Raw genomic sequence first — 15,997 nt, forward strand, 5'->3', positions numbered from 1 at the left:
CATTCGTGTGCTGAGTGGTTACGAACCGAACTGTCCCACGGACAGCTGCTGGACCTTGCCGGTGCACGCCTCAGAGGAAGCAGAGACCGTCGTCCAGTTGCCGTCACCGGGAACCTGAACTAAGAATCCGTGCGCCATTGTCGGTGAACAGTTCTTACCCAGAGGACCAGCGTTGACCGAGGTCACTGGGGCGTTTGTAGATTCACCTGTGTGCAGAAGCGTGCCGGTAGGGTTCGTTGAACCTGCCGCCGGGCGTGCCGGTGAGCCAATCTGACTGAAATTAGAATCTGCGTAGACAACCGTCGGGTTACCCTTGAGCACGCAGGGCTCCTCAGAAACGTTCGTGAACGTCAGAATGAATTTCCGGGCTCCGGGTGTGCCTTTATCTTCGGAAACAGAAACCGAGAGATCGGTGATCTGGCAGGCTGACGCTAGGAGTGAACCTGAAGAACCGGTTGCTGAACGCCCTGGCTGTTTAGCTTCTGGGCTGGATGATTCTTCAGTGCCGTTATCTCCATCGTTATTCGATGAAGAGCCATCCGCATCTTTGCTTTCCTCGCCGGATGAACTCTTTTTATCGTGAGAATCCTTAGAATTGGAGTCTTTTTTCTTAGCTCCATCCTCGGAATGTTCATCGTTTGAGTGAGAGTCGTTATTATCTGTGGGGTTATCCTCAGGGCTTTGAGAGCTATCCCCGCCCGCGGTACTGATAGAACCGGGGGACACAGAATGCGCCGGGTCGGAAGCACGGGTAATTTTACCCTGAGCAACGCTGGCGGATGCGCTCGGTGAAGCGTCAGTCTGCGCAGAATGATCGGCATCGGAAACGCCGCAACCTGCCAGCGTAAGGGCGCAAAGAAGTGCGGTTGCGGAGTAGAGTATCTTAGCCGAACTCGTCATATTACATCGCCGCCTGCAATTGTATAGAGGCGCCATCCATGCCGGGTGCATATTCCACCTGGCAGCAGAGGCGCGAGTATTCGTTAGCTACGTCGTCTACCATGTCGAGGAGATCCTCCTCAGCGTCGGTACGATCGCCTGAAGCCGCGTAGTGTTCTGGATCAATAAAGGTATGGCACGTGGCACAGGATGCGTTGCCACCGCATGTTGCGAGCACGGGGAACCCGTTCGCCTGTACAGCTTCTAATAGAGTTTGGTGATCCTCCCATTCGATCTCTCGGCTGTCACCGTCTTCTCCGGTTACATTGATCTTCACGCTCACGCGCGTGTCCTCCTCACATTGTGTAGATGCACCTCTATTGTAAACTCAGAGCTTACCCCGTAAAACTTTGCGACGGGGGTATGACAGAGGTGCGCCCGCGAGAAGAGTACCAAGGTTAACCCTATGATGCAGTGGTGCCGTGCACAGCGCATCCGTGACCCGTGCGCCCTAGGGAACGAGTCGAAAATGGTGAATGAGAGTGCCCTGTTCTGGAGGTTATTCCTCGAAATCTTCCTCTGTTTCCAGGGCATGCACGATACCGCGGCAGGTATCTTTGGGATTGGCGTATCGCAGGTCCACACCAAAAATCTCGCGGATCTGACGGGCCGAATTCAGATGCCAACGTTGGCTGTCGGAGGGGGTCACAGATGTGGTAGCTTTCATACCCGGCGCCAATTTTTCGTGACGAATATCGTAGTGCTTGCCACCCATCGTAATCGTAAAACCGTGACTTTCCAGAAGATTCTTAAAAGCGTGAATATCGTGCGGAATCTTAACGCCGCGCTGCGACTTGGTGCCGCGCATCCTGGGCTGCGATTCGAAGGGGTTGCGTGTTTTCACCACACCCTTGCGCACACTGACAATCTTATGGTTGGTGTTTGAGAACTCTACCGAATAGCCGTGCAGGGAGTATACGGTACGGTTCGTGCCCGGAATCGGTCGGCGATCATTCGCCTCTTCGAGGATGCGCTCCACAAGTTCTGCTGTGAGTCCCAGGGCGCTTAGTTGCTTCTCGGCATCAGGGGTGAGCTCGTAGTGTCCGCTGGGGGCGCTGAGCGTAGAGCCATCAAAAGGATGTACCGAGATAACCTCGGAGGTATTCGCGTTCAGAACGGCGGTGTACCCGAGGCGCCGGTTTGAGTAATGCTGAACCTCACGTCCGAAACGGTTTTCCTGGGCGGATTCGTCGCGGCGTTCGCTGTCTGGGGCCGTAATGAGCTCAAGGACGAGCGCGTACCCCAGGTTGTTGCGCATCATATGATCGATGACACCCGGCAGTACCGGGTAGATGCGGTCGCCCGGCGGAACATCGCCGTAGAAATCATTCTCAATCTGTTCGGCAATGCGTTGGTTCTCGTGCGGAACCTCAAGCAGGGGAATAAGCTGCTGACCTGAGGGTTTAATCGTGGGCTTGACCGCCGCAGGCTTGGGTGCGTTGCGATAGGCGGTTACCAGCGCCTCGTTTTGGGCAATAAATTCTGAGGCAAGAAGCGGCATGATGGTGAAATAAAGCTCCGCAGCCTCCGGGGAGATTGTGCGCCGCGCATCCAGCAGACTTTCACCCTTGGGGTTCTGTATAGTCCAGGTGCCCTCCTGCTCGGTGTATTCGTATCGCGCTAGGTGGGAGAGCTCCTGCAGGCGGGCATAAAGCTCGACGGGAATGTCTATTTTCTTGTTCATAAGGTGCTTTCCTCCTAACCCCTATGAGGCTGTGGCGTTTGATTCTAGAGAATTTTCCGGGGTATCTTCAGCACCGTTGGCGTCGGTATCTGTGACGGATTGTCGAATACTCATGACGATGCGGTTATCGGGCGATATCGTAACCTGTATACCGCTTCCGTGATATTCGCGCGTCCAATCGAGGTTTACCCGTACTTTTTCGGGGGAGCTGATGGCGGAGACCATCGCATCGAAGGCCTCGCCGCCGTGGGTTTTAAGATAATTCTGCGCTCCGGAGGTGAAATCGCAGGCGGTGATATCGGGGACGCCAAGAAGCTCGCGAGCGGCTTCGGGGCTGTATTCTGTGCCGCTTCGTCCATCAAAATCATCAAACTCGTCAAGGGCGGTGATAACGGTCATAGACGCGGTATTGACATCGACTCGGTAATCGTTGTGGCGGAACCGAATAATCCAACCGTTAATGCGTTCGGCGCGGCCCAGTGTGATAACTTCGCGGATAGTCACCAGATCGATATTGTCTTTTTTGAAGGTGTCCAACCGTCCCGGATCTACACGATAGTTGGCGGTGCGTTCGGCCTTGGTGATGGGATCATTCAAAGAAGGCAGCGCGGTCTTCCGTGTGTGTCCGTATACCTGTGCGGGAGGCTGCGCACCGGATGCTGAAGTCTGTGAACCCGCTGGCTTTGGTGTTTGTGAAGAAGCCGTCTCGGGTTGTGGGGTTGTATTTTCCGCTGAGGACTGTGCTGCTTGGTTCGTGCGCAGCTGTTGCAGGTATTCTTCAATGCGCGGAGGAGTATAGGTGAGCGTGCTCTTCTTCTTGAACATCGCGGGAGAAGGCATGCGGGCGATGCCGGGCGTGGGAACTTGCGGCTGTTCATGGGAAGGTACCGGCTGGGCCTGCTCTAGGGGAGTGGGCACCTTAGGAACGGGTATAGGGCCAGTCTGGGTCGTATCTGCGCTATCATCACTCGCAGGTTCCTCCATCATGTCGGCGGGAGCATCCACCGCGGCGCTAATCGTGGTTTCGGGAACCAGCGGCAGAGAACCGGTGACGACCTCGTCGGCCTGAGCTGCACTAACATCTTCGTGCTCTTGAGTTGAGAAAGAAACAATATCGTCGGCGTTTTCAATACGGTGTCGAAAATTCTTATACAGTATCTCGGATGCGGCGCTGAACAGCTTCTCGACGGATGCAGATTCGGCGGGTGCACAAGGACACAGAAGCTCGGTCTGATCTTCGCTATAGACTGCCCAGTGGGCGCATCGGTGATTTGCCGGATAGTATGTAATATCTTTTAGCTGAGCAATATCTATGAGGGAACCCACTAGGGATTGCGGTATCGTGAGCTGAACCATGATGTTGACGCTCCTTCGCTGTTGAAATACTTTCCCTGGAAAATTGGGGTGTATCCAGATTACCGGTATTTTTGAAGCCTGTCTTGGGATGACGGTGTTTTTAATCCCCTAGCAGATAAAAGCGGTGTTAGAGCTGGTGGCACACCGGAAACTGAGGGGCAGGCCAAGTATTTACGCGATGCGTCTGGTTGCACTGATCGTATGGATAGCCGAAATTTCATAGGCTGGTTTTGCGTTGAGACCCCCGATAGTCACCGCTTCTGAAGGCATGGGTATAGTGCCTGAGGTGAAGCTGTTTGTAGATGTGAATGCCTGCATGTTGTGACTCAGAAGGATCGGATCGTGGTTCTCTATACTCGTCAATTATACGCTATTCAATAGTTGTTTTAGGGTATAGAAACGGCGAAATCCCCGGCGATTACTCGCCGAGGACTTTCAAACTGCCACGTCTGCAGGCTTTGATAGACAGCAAAAAAGCCCTTCCTTGACAGGAAAGGCTTCGTTCGTACGCCTGAAGGGATTCGAACCCCCAACCTTCTGATCCGTAGTCAGACGCTCTATCCGTTGAGCTACAGGCGCATGCTCCTCGCGACCGGGCTTATAACTACCCGTCGCAGCAACAAACAATACTATACGGGCACCCTTGATAGCGCGCAAGTCGAAAAAGAGTGTTAGTTCTAACAAAAACCCTCAACTATTACTCGCAAAGTTCCTAAAAATGGCATAAAAACCGCGTAATTTCAATGTTTTTGCGGGGTGGGAAAATTTTTCAAAAAATTTTGGAATTCGTGGGAACGCTCGGGATTATTCGGTGAAGCTGCGCCGCATCCACAGGCAAACCAACTTAAGGACAAGAGCGCTGCAGTGGGTCAAATATAAAATACTCGACTCATCAGCTAAATGCGCTATTCTAGATGAACACGAGGATGTGGAAAATTCCACGGGCGTGTATTTTAAGGAAGCTACACGCCCTCGTTAGTTTAAAACATCCTCACAACACACTGCCTGCCGTGCCAGTGAGGTGCCCGGCAATTCTCAAGACTCAAAGGGGAAATAGGTCAATGACTGACATCTCAACCGGTACTCTTTCTGCAGAACTTGAAAAGAGCCTGCAGAACGCTCCCACAACCCACCCCGAGCTCTTAGCCTGGGTGCGCGATGTTGCAGCACTTACCGAGCCCGACCGTATCTACTGGGTTGATGGTTCCGAAGAGGAGTACAACCGACTCGCCCAAGAACTGGTCGATGCAGGTACCTTCGTACGGCTAAGCGATCATGAGTTCCCCAACTCGTATGCAGCGTTCTCTGACCCCGACGACGTGGCACGTGTGGAAGAGCGCACCTTTATCTGCTCACAGACCGAAGAAGGCGCTGGTCCTACCAACAACTGGCGTGACCCCGTGGAGATGAAGCAGACTCTCACCGGCCTTTTCAAAGGTTCGATGCGCGGGCGTACCATGTACATCATTCCCTTCGTCATGGGCTCTTTGAAAGCAAAGAACCCCAAGATGGCGGTCGAAATTACCGACTCCGCCTATGTGGTGTGCTCAATGCGCATTATGGCAACTATCGGCAAGGATGTGCTCGCGAAACTGGACGAAACTCAGGGCTTCTTCGTGAAGGCGCTTCACTCCGTAGGCGCTCCGCTTGAGCCCGGGCAGGCAGACGTGTCCTGGCCCTGCAACCCCGAGAAGTACATTGTGCAGTTCCCCGAAACCCGCGAAATCTGGTCCTTCGGGTCGGGTTATGGCGGCAATGCACTGCTGGGCAAGAAATGTTATGCACTGCGTATCGCCTCGGTTATCGGTCATGATGAGGGCTGGATGGCTGAGCACATGCTCATCCTCAAGGTCACCAACCCTGAGGGCGTTACCCGCTACATCTCCGCTGCGTTCCCCTCTGCCTGCGGTAAAACCAACTTCGCGATGATGGACCCCACCATCGACGGCTGGAAAGCCGAAATGGTCGGCGACGATATCGCGTGGATCGAATTTGACGAGAATCACCAGGCTCGCGTCGTTAACCCCGAGGCGGGTCTTTTCGGCGTGGCGCCCGGCACCGGTTACTCCACTAATCCCAACGCCATGAAGGCAATCTCTAAGGGCAATACTATCTTTACCAACGTGGCGCTCACCGATGACGGCTCCGTATGGTGGGAAGGTAAGACCGACGAGGCACCCGCGCACCTGACCGACTGGACCGGCAAGGACTGGACTCCTGAATCGGGGCGTCCCGCAGCGCACCCCAACTCGCGTTTCTGCACCCCCGCATCCCAGGTGGATATGCTCGCCCCCGAGTACTACGACCCCGAGGGTGTGCCGCTGAGCGCCATCGTGCTGGGCGGTCGCCGCAAGACTACCGTGCCGTTGGTCTCCGAATCCGATAGCTGGGAACAAGGTGTCTTCCGCGCGGTCACCCTCTCCTCTGAGACCACAGCAGCTGCAAAGGGCGCCGTCGGCGTGGTTCGCCGCGATCCCATGGCAATGCTTCCCTTCATCGGGTACAACGCGGGCGACTACTTCCAGCACTGGATCGACCTGGGTAAGAAGCACGGTGCCGAGAACATGCCGAAGGTCTACTACGTGAACTGGTTCCGCCGCACCCCCGACGGTGGCTTCGCATGGCCCGGCTTTGGTGAAAACTCCCGCGTGGTCAAGTGGATCTTCGACCGCCTCGACGGCAAGGGCGGCGGCACGCAGACTTTCCTGGGCACCGTACCCACGAAGGAAGATCTCGACCTAACCGGTCTGAGCATCAGCGATGAAGAACTTAACGCAGCACTCGCCGTTTCAAAGGACGAGTGGGTGGCCGAGTTGCCCGGCATTGACGAATGGTTAGCGAAGTTCGGCGATAAGCTCCCCGCAGAGGTCAAAGCTGAGCGTGACGCCTTGGCAAAGTCTCTTGAAGACTAAGGAACATTCGGCAATATGACACCATGGTGGGGTGGGATGCGCTGACAATGCGTATCCCACCCCACCGTTTGTGAAAGCCTGCTCTTACATTGTTGTAAAGCACATCCCACCGATCGGGTGTGCAGCGCGTACAGCGTGATATGGCATACTCGGGTGTGTGGGATGGTGCACAGTTTATGCAGAAAAGGTGTAAATATCCACCAATGCCTTAAAATATTGCTATACAGACTCCGCATTTTGTGTGCAGTAAAGCCATACCTAATTTTCGTGCGGGTGGTACGAAGACTAGAATTTTCCGGTAGAACGGACAAGCCCTATATTATTTAGCCCTCAATAAACTGTTGAAAGGAGATACGAAGCATGCGCCTGACGGCTTTTTCAGACGTATCACTACGTATTATGATGCTTCTTTCTTCCTTGCAGGAAGGGGAAAAACTCTCGACTCAGAGGATCTCGGAGGGAGTCGGAACCCCTTATAATCACGTCGCAAAATCTGTGGCGTTCCTCGTCAATCAAGGGTTGCTTGAATCTACCCGTGGGCGATCCGGTGGCGTCCTGCTGTCGGAGACGGGGCGCAAAGCGACCGTGGGGCAGGTACTTCGTAGTACCGAGGGTGATATTCCTATGATCGAATGCGAAGATGAAAACGGCAACTGTCCCCTAGATAGTTTTTGTCGTCTGCGAACGGTTTTAGCCCGCGCTCGTGAAGCTTTCTATGCTTCTGTTGATGATGTTGTTATCTCTGAACTTCCCGCCGGAGCGCGGCCTGCTGGGCCCGTTTTTGTGGAACTGGGGTTGGGGCCGCTCGTGCACGAGCCTACGGAACGAGAGCTGCCGCCCGTACCTCCCCGGCCTGCAGTAGCATCGCATTAAAGATTAAAGTCTCAGGGTGACAAATGTTTGTTGCTCAGAGAGTAGATGCACTATGCGAGAGAAAGTAGCGGATAAACCGTGAAAGCGTGGAGTTTTCTCTTTTGATAGCTTGCCTCTGTCAAGGGTTGGCACCGTAAGAATATACATTGACCGTATGTGCCCGGTGTCCGTTTAAGAAGGCAGGTATGTGACCTGAGTCCGCCTCCGTAAGAGGGGCAGGTGACTGGTATGCCAGTTTATACGTTGTAGAACAACACTGTTGTTCACCCTGCGTGAAACCTAGCGTCAAGGTACAAAATTATTTTTATTCACATCACGGTATATCGCGGTGAAAATAATCACATAAACACTACTATGCAAAACACACTATCTGATACAAAGGCATTCTAAATATTTCACGCCGCAAGAAAACACTATCTTAGCAAACAATAAAAGGTGATAACCTAAAAAGGTTTACAAGCAAAATATCACTAAAATCTAAGAAAGAAAGGCGCACATCCCTCATGCTTTCCGAAAAATCACGCCCGGTTATCGAGGCAACCCTGCCGATTATTGCAGAGCGTATCGGGCACATTACACCAGACTTCTACGAGCGTATGTTTGCCGCCCGTCCCGACCTGATGGACGGGCTCTTCTCTCGGTCGTCTCAGCTCGAAGGCACCCAACCGAAGGCGCTTGCTGGGTCCATCGCGGTCTTCGCTTCCTACATTATGGAGCACCCCGATTCCTACCCTGACGAGGTGCTTTCCCGTGTGGCGCATAAGCACGCGTCCTTAGGGCTTCAAGAGAATGAATACCCGACCGTCTACAAGTATCTTTTTGAGGCGATTGCCGCAGACCTGGGCGAAGCAGCAACTGAAGAGGTCGTGGATGCCTGGAGTGAAGTGTACTGGCTCATGGCGAACGCCCTGATCAAGATCGAAAAGGGACTCTATGCATCCCAGGCAAATAATGTTACCCACGCGCCCTTCAAAGTTGTTGATCGCCAAGAAACCGGCGATAACGTGGTCGTGCTGACCTTTGAACCTGCCGATAACACCCCCATGACTGAGGCGAAAGCAGGACAGTACATTTCCATTATTACGAAGGCACGCGATGGTCTGCGCCAGCCCCGCCAATACACCCTGCTTCCGTCCGATAAAAACCAGCGTCGTATCGGCGTGAAGCTCGATCCGAACGGCGAAATGACTTCGATCATTCACGGGCTCAAGATTGGCGATGTCGTCGAGATTTCCAACCCTTATGGTGACCTCACCCTGGAAGGCTTCGGCTCTGCGGATGCACCCCTCTACCTTTTCTCAGCGGGTATCGGCGTAACCCCTATGATTAGCTTCCTCAATGAGCTGATTGAGTCCGGTTCTCAGCGTCAGGTAACCGTGGTTCACGCTGACCGTCGCCTTGATACATGGCCGCTGCGTGAGGAAATGACCGAGCTGATCGAAAAACTTCCTCACGGTAAGCTCATCTCGTTCATAGAAGACGAAGAAACTGGCGATTACCGTGGCCGTGTGGACATCGCAAAGCTGGGCGTACCTGCGGAGGCAAACGTATACCTGTGCGGTCCGCTGCCGTTCATGAAGGGCGTGCGTTCCGCTCTCGTGGATGCAGGTGTACCGGCGCAGAATATCAATTATGAGATCTTTGGACCGGATCAGTGGATGCTGCGCTCGTAAAGGCTACTTTGGCGTAGCCCGTGCTGGGGTATTTAGAGGCGGCTGGGTGAGCTGATAGTCGCCTTCTTCAGGATGCCTCTGCGCAACTCCGTCTCTCGGTGCCAGGGGCGCCTCGTTCCTCTTTTATCGCGCATCTGCATCCTGAAGAAGGCTCTTGGAGAACACCCTGAAGCCGTTTGGGAGACCCGTCTGACGCTGCACCGAATATCCCATATTCAGGAGGAGAGATAAATAATATTGGGGGCGTTGAGCCCCCAATATTTTTATTTAAGTATTTCTAAATGTCCAAAGGTAAACTAAAGAAGCCCCCGTCGCGGCTACACCCCACGGAACACTTCTGACCTAATCAGCCGTGGAGGGTCGTAGTTCCGAAAGGGGGTGAGACGGAATGCCGAAAAAAGGTAAAAGCAAAATCGCTTTGGCGGCTGCGCGAATTATCAAAGCCCTCGCGCAACTCGTCAAAGCGATTGCTGACCTAATCGACGTCATCGGCTAAGCCGATGTGACGTTTCAGCGGGTTCCCCTAGCTTCGCGGTTTAGGGGTGCCCGCTATCTAACATTATACCTAAATATCAGTGGGTATATCCCTGTTAAAACTACAAAGCCCTCGCGCTGGCGTTCACGCCCGGCGCGCCTACCGGGGCGAAGCGGCTCAAATGCGCTCGTGCCAGGGCTATAAGGCGATCGTATAACTATAACCCAGCACCAATAATGCTTAGAATAAGGGCGGATACCGATAATAATCGGCATCCGCCCAAAATATGGAGTTCAAAGAACTACTGGCGCACCAGAGCCAGAATCTCGTCGCGCACGCGCTCCATCGTGGGGGTATCCGGTGCTTCAAGGTTCAGACGCAGGAACGGCTCAGTATTGGAAGGCCGCAGATTCGCCCACCAGCCTTCTTCGGTGTTGGTGAAGGTGGTACCGTCGGAGTCTTCGACCTCTACAGGCGCGCCAGCGTAGTGCGCGCGTACACGGTCTACCGCGGCTGCCTTGTCCTCAATCTCGGAGTTGATCTCACCGGACGCGACATAGGGGGAGTAGCTGGCGCTGATCTCGGAGAGCGCCTGGTTACCGCCGCCGAGGGCCGCGAGCACGTGCATCGCGGCGAGCATGCCGGTGTCTGCGTTGAAGAAGTCCTTGAAATAGTAGTGCGCGGAGTGCTCACCGCCGAAAATACCGGATTCTTCAGCCATGACTGCCTTAATGAAGGAGTGACCCACACGGGTTTTCACAGCGCGTCCACCGAGCTTTTCGACGAGCTCGGGTACGGCCTTGGACGTGATGAGGTTATAGATAATAACAGGCTGTTCGTTGCCTTCCGCCTTAGCGCGGGCGATTTCACGCTCTGCCACGAGCGCGGTAATGGCAGAGGGGGTGACCGCGTTACCCTTCTCATCAATCACGAAGCAACGGTCGGCATCGCCGTCAAAGGCAAGACCGATGTCTGCGCCGTGCTCAACAACCGCTTTCTGCAGATCGACAAGGTTGGCGGGTTCAAGCGGGTTAGCCGGGTGGTTCGGGAAAGTTCCGTCGAGCTCAAAGTAAAGGGGCACAATCTCAAGCGGAAGCGCAGGCAGAAGAGCATCCCCCAAGACGGCGGGTGTGGTCTTACCGCCCATGCCGTTACCCGCATCCACAACAACCTTGAGGGGACGGATATTGGAGAGGTCTACGAGCTTACGCAAGTACTCGGCGTAGGCTTTGAGAACGTCCTTTTCGGTGACGACGCCGGGATTCTCAACGGTAGGAATAGAGCCTTCGTCGAGGTACTTCTGGGCAAGATCACGAATATCGAAAAGACCGGTTTCGGAAGATACAGGAACCGCCCCGGCCTTAGCCATTTTCATGCCATTGTATTCGGCGGGGTTGTGGCTTGCAGTGAAAGTAACGCCCGCAGCGTTCTCAATACCGCATGCAAAGTAGAGCACGTCGGTTGAAATGAGACCGATTTTTTGGACGTTTGCGCCGCGTGCGGTGGCACCTTCAGCGAATGCATCCATGAATTCGGGGGAGGAGGGGCGCATGTCACCGCCCACCAAAACGGTCTGACCAGCCAGACCGAGCACATCAACAAAAGCGGCGCCGGTTGCACGCACAGTTTCGTGGGTAATAGTTTCGCCGACGATACCGCGAACGTCGTACGCCTTAAATGAGTCTTTGAGGTTAATAGTAGTCACTCGTTTATTTTAGCGGGTATATCTTCGAAATGTACCTCTATAATTGGTGGGAGTATCCAGAGAATTCCCTGAATTTTATGGGTTTTATATCACGTATGCCGTAGTTTTGGTGATGTTGCGTGTAAAAGTTCCTAGAAAGGCCAAGGCGACATGGGCGAAATTTTTCCGTTGAAGAATAAGATTCAGAATTATGCGTGGGGTTCGCACGAAGTTCTGGGTCGCATGCGCGGTGTGCCCGTACCCACAGAAAAGCCGGAGGCTGAGGTTTGGGTGGGGGCGCATCCTGCGGCTCCGTCTGAGGCCACGGTCGATGGATCTGTGTCGCCGTTGAACGAGCTGGTGGCGGCGCATCCGGACCGTTTTTTGCGCCCTGACCGCGCGAGCGACTGGTTCCCGTTCCTGTTTAAGATTTTGGCTATCGATGCTCCGCTGTCGATTCAGGTTCACCCTACACCGCAGCAGGCCGTCGCCGGGTTCGAGGATGAACAGGCGCGCGGAATTCCGGCTGATGCGCCGCATCGTAACTATAAAGACCGGTACTCTAAACCTGAGAACGTAATTGCCTTAACCCCCATGAAGGTACTGACGGGCGTGCGCCCGCAGAGCGAGCTGCGAGAGCTGGCTGAAGCTTTTGGCACCGATTGGCTGAGTTCTCGTGTGCAGCTGAGCCCGAAACAATTGCTGACCGAGATTATTCGTCTTCCGCAGGATGCTGCTGACCGCGCCATAGCGGGTTTGGTAAATGCGGCGCAAAAGCTGATGACACAGGATGGTGTCTCTGCAACGGTGTCGGATGCAGCCAACCTGGTGAACCTGGTGGGGCAGAAGTATCCGGGTGATAAGGGGCTACTCGTCGCGTTTGTGATGAACCTGATGAATCTTGCGCCGGGGGACTCTGCTTTTACCCCGGATGGTCAGGTGCATGCATATGTTTCTGGTACGGCGATTGAGCTCATGAATCCCTCGGATAATGTGCTGCGCGCAGGTCTTACCCCAAAGCATATTGATGCGGAAGAACTTATTAAGGTGCTCGGTGAGCGTCAGGATGCGCCGGTACTACAGCGCCCGGCGGCGAACGGTTCGGGCGTGGAACAATACGCCATGTGGGATGAACGCATGAGCGTGCAGCATATACGGGTGCTCGCTGACGAATCAGTTGAATACACCTTTGAAGGCACTTCTGCCGCGCTGGTGGTGGATGGTTCGGTCACGATTTCTGCGGGCGAACAGAACATAACGCTGTGTGGCACCGAGTCGGTGCTGCATGCTGGGGATTCTACTTCCGTTACCATCACGGGGGAGGGCGAACTGTATATCGCCCGGTATGTGTAGAGACTGGAAGGAATCAGCAGTACATAACTTCGAAATTTCATGATTTTCCGCCGTTGGTCAAGACAAGGTATTGTTTTGGCCAACGGCGGATTTATGCTAGACCGAAGCATGAGTTAACTTGCTAAAGGGCGAGTATGTAGATGGTTCTCTTCATAGGATTTTGAAATTTGAGATTGAGTAACATGTTTTACGACAGTTTCTCCGATCACCTTACCAAGTTGAACTGGAACCGCATTTCCAATTAGGCGCCCAAGTACGTTGAATCGTACAGATTCGCCAGGGGGTACAAACTTGTACGTAGGGGGAAAAGTTTGCAAAATTGCAGCTTCTCGCAAAGAGATTGCTCGATCCTGTTCTGGATGACCAAACCTCCCATTCCCATATCCGAAAGACTGGGTAGTGATTGTCGGGCTAGCCTTATCCCAGGACATACGACCGTACACGCTTGGGTAAGTCGCGCCACTACTTTTCCTATGGCAGGCGGCTTGAAGTTCTTCAGGCCAATCGCGCCATGATCCCCCCTGTTTTGAGTGTTGTATGCGCTCCATATTTTTCATACTCAACCGGGGCGCAACGTGTAGGGGATCTTTGGGATCAGATTCTCCCGCTTGAATGGGACGCAAACGACCGATAGCTTCACGTACGGTTTTCACTTCTTGATTACTTTGAGGCACTGTGAGTCCGTCAGTCCCTAATTTTGAAGCAATAAGAACAAGCCGTTTCCGAGTCTGTGGGATACCAATTTTAACAGCTTGAACTACAGACCACTCAATGGAGTATCCTTTTAGATTTTCTAGAAAATACTCAAATACTGGGTGGTTAAGTAACTGAGGTACATTTTCCATTGTGACAAGGTCGGGTTGCACTTGCTTCACTAATTTTCCAAAAGTCTCAACAAGCTGCCAGTCGTTCCCCCGTTTTTTGCTACGGCCCGATCGGCTGTATGTTGAGAATGGCTGACATGGTGCACAACCAGCAAGCAGGCTGAGATCAGCACCATGGAACATTTCTATAAGGGTTTTAGCTGAGAAACTATTAACGTCACTCTCTATAAATTTTGCATTATTATTGGACTCATAAGGGTATTTGCAAACGGGATCAATATCAATACCTGCGATAACATCAATCCCCGCTTGAGAAAGACCATGAGTCAAACCGCCCGCTCCGCAAAAGAGATCGATCGCACGAATTACAGGTTTATTAGTACTCGTCCCCACTAAGCAACCACCTCTCCTTGTCCTATCTTAGGCTTACTCCTAGATATATTTGAATCAATAAAACTAATAAAACATGTAATTGCTTCCCTCAAGTATTTTCCAACCACTGTGGTAATATCTTGGAGCTCAGATACGGTCACATCGTTGCCGCATTCGGCAAACGATAGTGAGCCATGCGCAAGATCGTTGCGAAGAGTCTTGACAATTCCTAGAGCACCCATATCATCACGTCTGTGACGCTTTACTTCTTTACGAATATCAGAGGAAATAGTTAGACGGCAGCCTAGTCGCTTACACATTTCCTCAATTGAAGAATCATCCCAGTTGCCTCCTCCACCGCGCTCAATTGTAAAATCTGCAATTGGAGATTCCTGCAATAACTGTTCACACATTTTAAGTGCAGCCTCAAGACGCTTTTCAGCGCCTAGGTCGTCGTGGTGCGTACGTGCAATAGAACGTACCCACTCCCTCCTCAGTTCTTCGCCTAGATCGCCAGGGGCGCGTTCCGCTTTCTTAATTTCGTTGACAACCATCTCAAGGAATTTAGAAACTGTGGATTCAACTAAATTGTATAGTTGTAGATAAAGGCTTGCATTAAGAATCTTCTGCTGGTCTGGTGTTATTTGTGTATCAACGTTACTAAGTTTAGGTGAACCTCCTTGGACTGACTTCTCAATGTCCTGTAAAAATGATAAATATGATTCTATTTCTTGGTATCGTTCATCAAAGAACTGGGAAATTTCAGTTATTGCCATTATTCACCAGCTTATTCTTGACAAAGTTTATACGACCTTGTAGTCGAGATTTTGCATTTGCTCCGTCCGCTCTGACGATACTCTTAAACTCGTCCCCTGAGATCCATGAATTGACGTTAGTTTTTTCAGGAGTAAGATTGTTGAGGCTAGGATTTTCTTTTAATGCATTATAGACGCCGAGAGAAATAGCTTCAAATCGAGTACGGGGTGTTGCATTTCCTTTAATAGACCTTTTAAAGCCAAATGGAAAATGTTTTGATACAAAATCTAGAACATCAACAAAACGTTGACGGTATGTCTCGGCTAGAGAAGAATCGTTATTAAATACATTATTCATCTTCTTGGAATAGTCAAAAAGAAAGTCTGAAGGGCGATCACGGTAGCTTTCCAGTCCATCACTATATGCAAAAAAACGGGTTATGAGCTCCTCGTAACCACGTTCTTTTTTAACCTTTGCGGATATAGGAGCAAGCGTATGTAGAAGAGGAAAATTAGAGAGTTCCACTACTAAGTCAAGGAATGGACCAGACAAGGCACCTCGGCGGATCTCAGCCATATTCGCGTTTTTACTTCCGGTATTGATTCGTTCGAACATGTCGAGCCGCGCTGCTTCATCGGCATTTTCGTTCATAACAATACCTCGAACTGAACGGTTTTTGATTTTTCGCTGTCTGGATTCCGGAAGGTCTTCAAAGCGAAATCCTGTGAGATGAGTTAGCGAGTCAAGCTCATCTAATTTAAATCCTTTGTAGATAAACTCCTCGATTGTGCGAAGCCGTTGGGAGCCATCAACTATTTCAAGCTTTCCATCTGACATTTCCCAAAAGAAAAAGAAGGGAATTGGTAAACCCATAATTAGAGACTCTATGAAACGTGATTTTCGCTTATTCTCCCAAGTAAATTCTCGTTGATAAGAAGGTATTATGTATTCATTATCATGTACTTTCTTGGCTAGTATTTCGACAGAATATTCAGTTATGTAGAAACCTATCCGTTTTGATTGTTCAATAATTTGTTCGTCTGCGAGGCGGATCTGCTCGTCAGTTGGATGTTTACTTGAGTGTGTCATTATTGTC

At 52.0% G+C, this 15,997-nt stretch carries 12 protein-coding genes and 1 tRNA gene; 4 read left to right on the forward strand and 9 right to left on the reverse strand.

Annotated features, from left to right (window positions below; genetic code table 11):
* Nucleotides 1-18 precede the first annotated feature (18 nt).
* From HMPREF2804_RS00530 to HMPREF2804_RS00550, 5 genes are all read right to left on the reverse strand, one after another.
* Nucleotides 19-900: a DUF4232 domain-containing protein gene (locus HMPREF2804_RS00530; protein ID WP_013398462.1), complete on the reverse strand. Its 882-nt coding sequence runs from the start codon at nucleotides 898-900 to the stop codon at nucleotides 19-21.
* 1 nt (nucleotide 901) lies between these two features.
* On the reverse strand, nucleotides 902-1,222 hold the full coding sequence (locus HMPREF2804_RS00535; protein WP_004006570.1) for a 2Fe-2S iron-sulfur cluster-binding protein: 321 nt from the start codon (nucleotides 1,220-1,222) through the stop codon (nucleotides 902-904).
* Between the two features lie 216 nt (nucleotides 1,223-1,438).
* Nucleotides 1,439-2,623, reverse strand: coding sequence for a cell wall biosynthesis glycosyltransferase (locus HMPREF2804_RS00540; RefSeq protein ID WP_070626872.1), 1,185 nt, complete (start codon nucleotides 2,621-2,623; stop codon nucleotides 1,439-1,441).
* Nucleotides 2,624-2,644: 21 nt separating this feature from the next.
* On the reverse strand, nucleotides 2,645-3,979 hold the full coding sequence (locus tag HMPREF2804_RS00545) for a hypothetical protein (protein WP_070626873.1): 1,335 nt from the start codon (nucleotides 3,977-3,979) through the stop codon (nucleotides 2,645-2,647).
* 506 nt (nucleotides 3,980-4,485) lie between these two features.
* A tRNA-Arg gene (locus HMPREF2804_RS00550) sits at nucleotides 4,486-4,558 on the reverse strand.
* A 482-nt stretch (nucleotides 4,559-5,040) separates the two neighbouring features.
* On the opposite strand from HMPREF2804_RS00550, the gene HMPREF2804_RS00555 reads away from it, so the two are divergent.
* From HMPREF2804_RS00555 to HMPREF2804_RS00565, 3 genes are all read left to right on the forward strand, one after another.
* Nucleotides 5,041-6,891 (forward strand): phosphoenolpyruvate carboxykinase (GTP), encoded by a 1,851-nt coding sequence (locus HMPREF2804_RS00555; RefSeq protein ID WP_048754571.1) that lies wholly within the window; start codon nucleotides 5,041-5,043, stop codon nucleotides 6,889-6,891.
* A gap of 360 nt (nucleotides 6,892-7,251) precedes the next feature.
* Nucleotides 7,252-7,764: an RrF2 family transcriptional regulator gene (locus tag HMPREF2804_RS00560; RefSeq protein ID WP_004006574.1), complete on the forward strand. Its 513-nt coding sequence runs from the start codon at nucleotides 7,252-7,254 to the stop codon at nucleotides 7,762-7,764.
* Between the two features lie 503 nt (nucleotides 7,765-8,267).
* Nucleotides 8,268-9,437 carry an FAD-binding oxidoreductase gene (locus HMPREF2804_RS00565; RefSeq protein WP_070626875.1) on the forward strand — a complete coding sequence of 390 codons (1,170 nt, stop codon included), beginning with the start codon at nucleotides 8,268-8,270 and terminating at the stop codon, nucleotides 9,435-9,437.
* A 776-nt stretch (nucleotides 9,438-10,213) separates the two neighbouring features.
* On the opposite strand, the gene HMPREF2804_RS00570 is transcribed toward HMPREF2804_RS00565, so the two are convergent.
* Complete coding sequence (locus HMPREF2804_RS00570) at nucleotides 10,214-11,617, reverse strand: phosphomannomutase/phosphoglucomutase (protein WP_070626877.1); 1,404 nt, start codon at nucleotides 11,615-11,617, stop codon at nucleotides 10,214-10,216.
* A gap of 150 nt (nucleotides 11,618-11,767) precedes the next feature.
* Between HMPREF2804_RS00570 and manA the strand changes: the two genes are divergently transcribed.
* Nucleotides 11,768-12,949, forward strand: coding sequence for a mannose-6-phosphate isomerase, class I (gene manA / locus HMPREF2804_RS00575; protein WP_070626879.1), 1,182 nt, complete (start codon nucleotides 11,768-11,770; stop codon nucleotides 12,947-12,949).
* A gap of 113 nt (nucleotides 12,950-13,062) precedes the next feature.
* Here manA and HMPREF2804_RS00580 read toward each other — a convergent pair whose 3' ends face one another.
* Genes HMPREF2804_RS00580 through HMPREF2804_RS00590 form a run of 3 tightly spaced genes read right to left on the reverse strand, consistent with a single transcriptional unit; the run spans nucleotide 13,063 to nucleotide 15,990 of the window.
* Nucleotides 13,063-14,166: a DNA cytosine methyltransferase gene (locus HMPREF2804_RS00580; protein ID WP_070626880.1), complete on the reverse strand. Its 1,104-nt coding sequence runs from the start codon at nucleotides 14,164-14,166 to the stop codon at nucleotides 13,063-13,065.
* The gene (locus HMPREF2804_RS00585; RefSeq protein ID WP_083308317.1) at nucleotides 14,166-14,921 is read right to left on the reverse strand and encodes an MAE_28990/MAE_18760 family HEPN-like nuclease; all 756 of its coding nucleotides are present in this window, start codon (nucleotides 14,919-14,921) and stop codon (nucleotides 14,166-14,168) included. Before HMPREF2804_RS00585 ends, HMPREF2804_RS00580 begins: the two co-directional genes overlap by 1 nt.
* A complete protein-coding gene (locus tag HMPREF2804_RS00590) occupies nucleotides 14,908-15,990 on the reverse strand; it encodes a DUF262 domain-containing protein (protein WP_070626882.1) in 1,083 nt (360 codons plus the stop codon). The genes HMPREF2804_RS00585 and HMPREF2804_RS00590 overlap by 14 nt, the downstream gene beginning before the upstream one ends.
* Nucleotides 15,991-15,997: the final 7 nt, after the last annotated feature.

The sequence above is a fragment of the Rothia sp. HMSC065G12 genome, from assembly GCF_001811455.1.
Taxonomy (GTDB): domain Bacteria; phylum Actinomycetota; class Actinomycetes; order Actinomycetales; family Micrococcaceae; genus Rothia; species Rothia dentocariosa.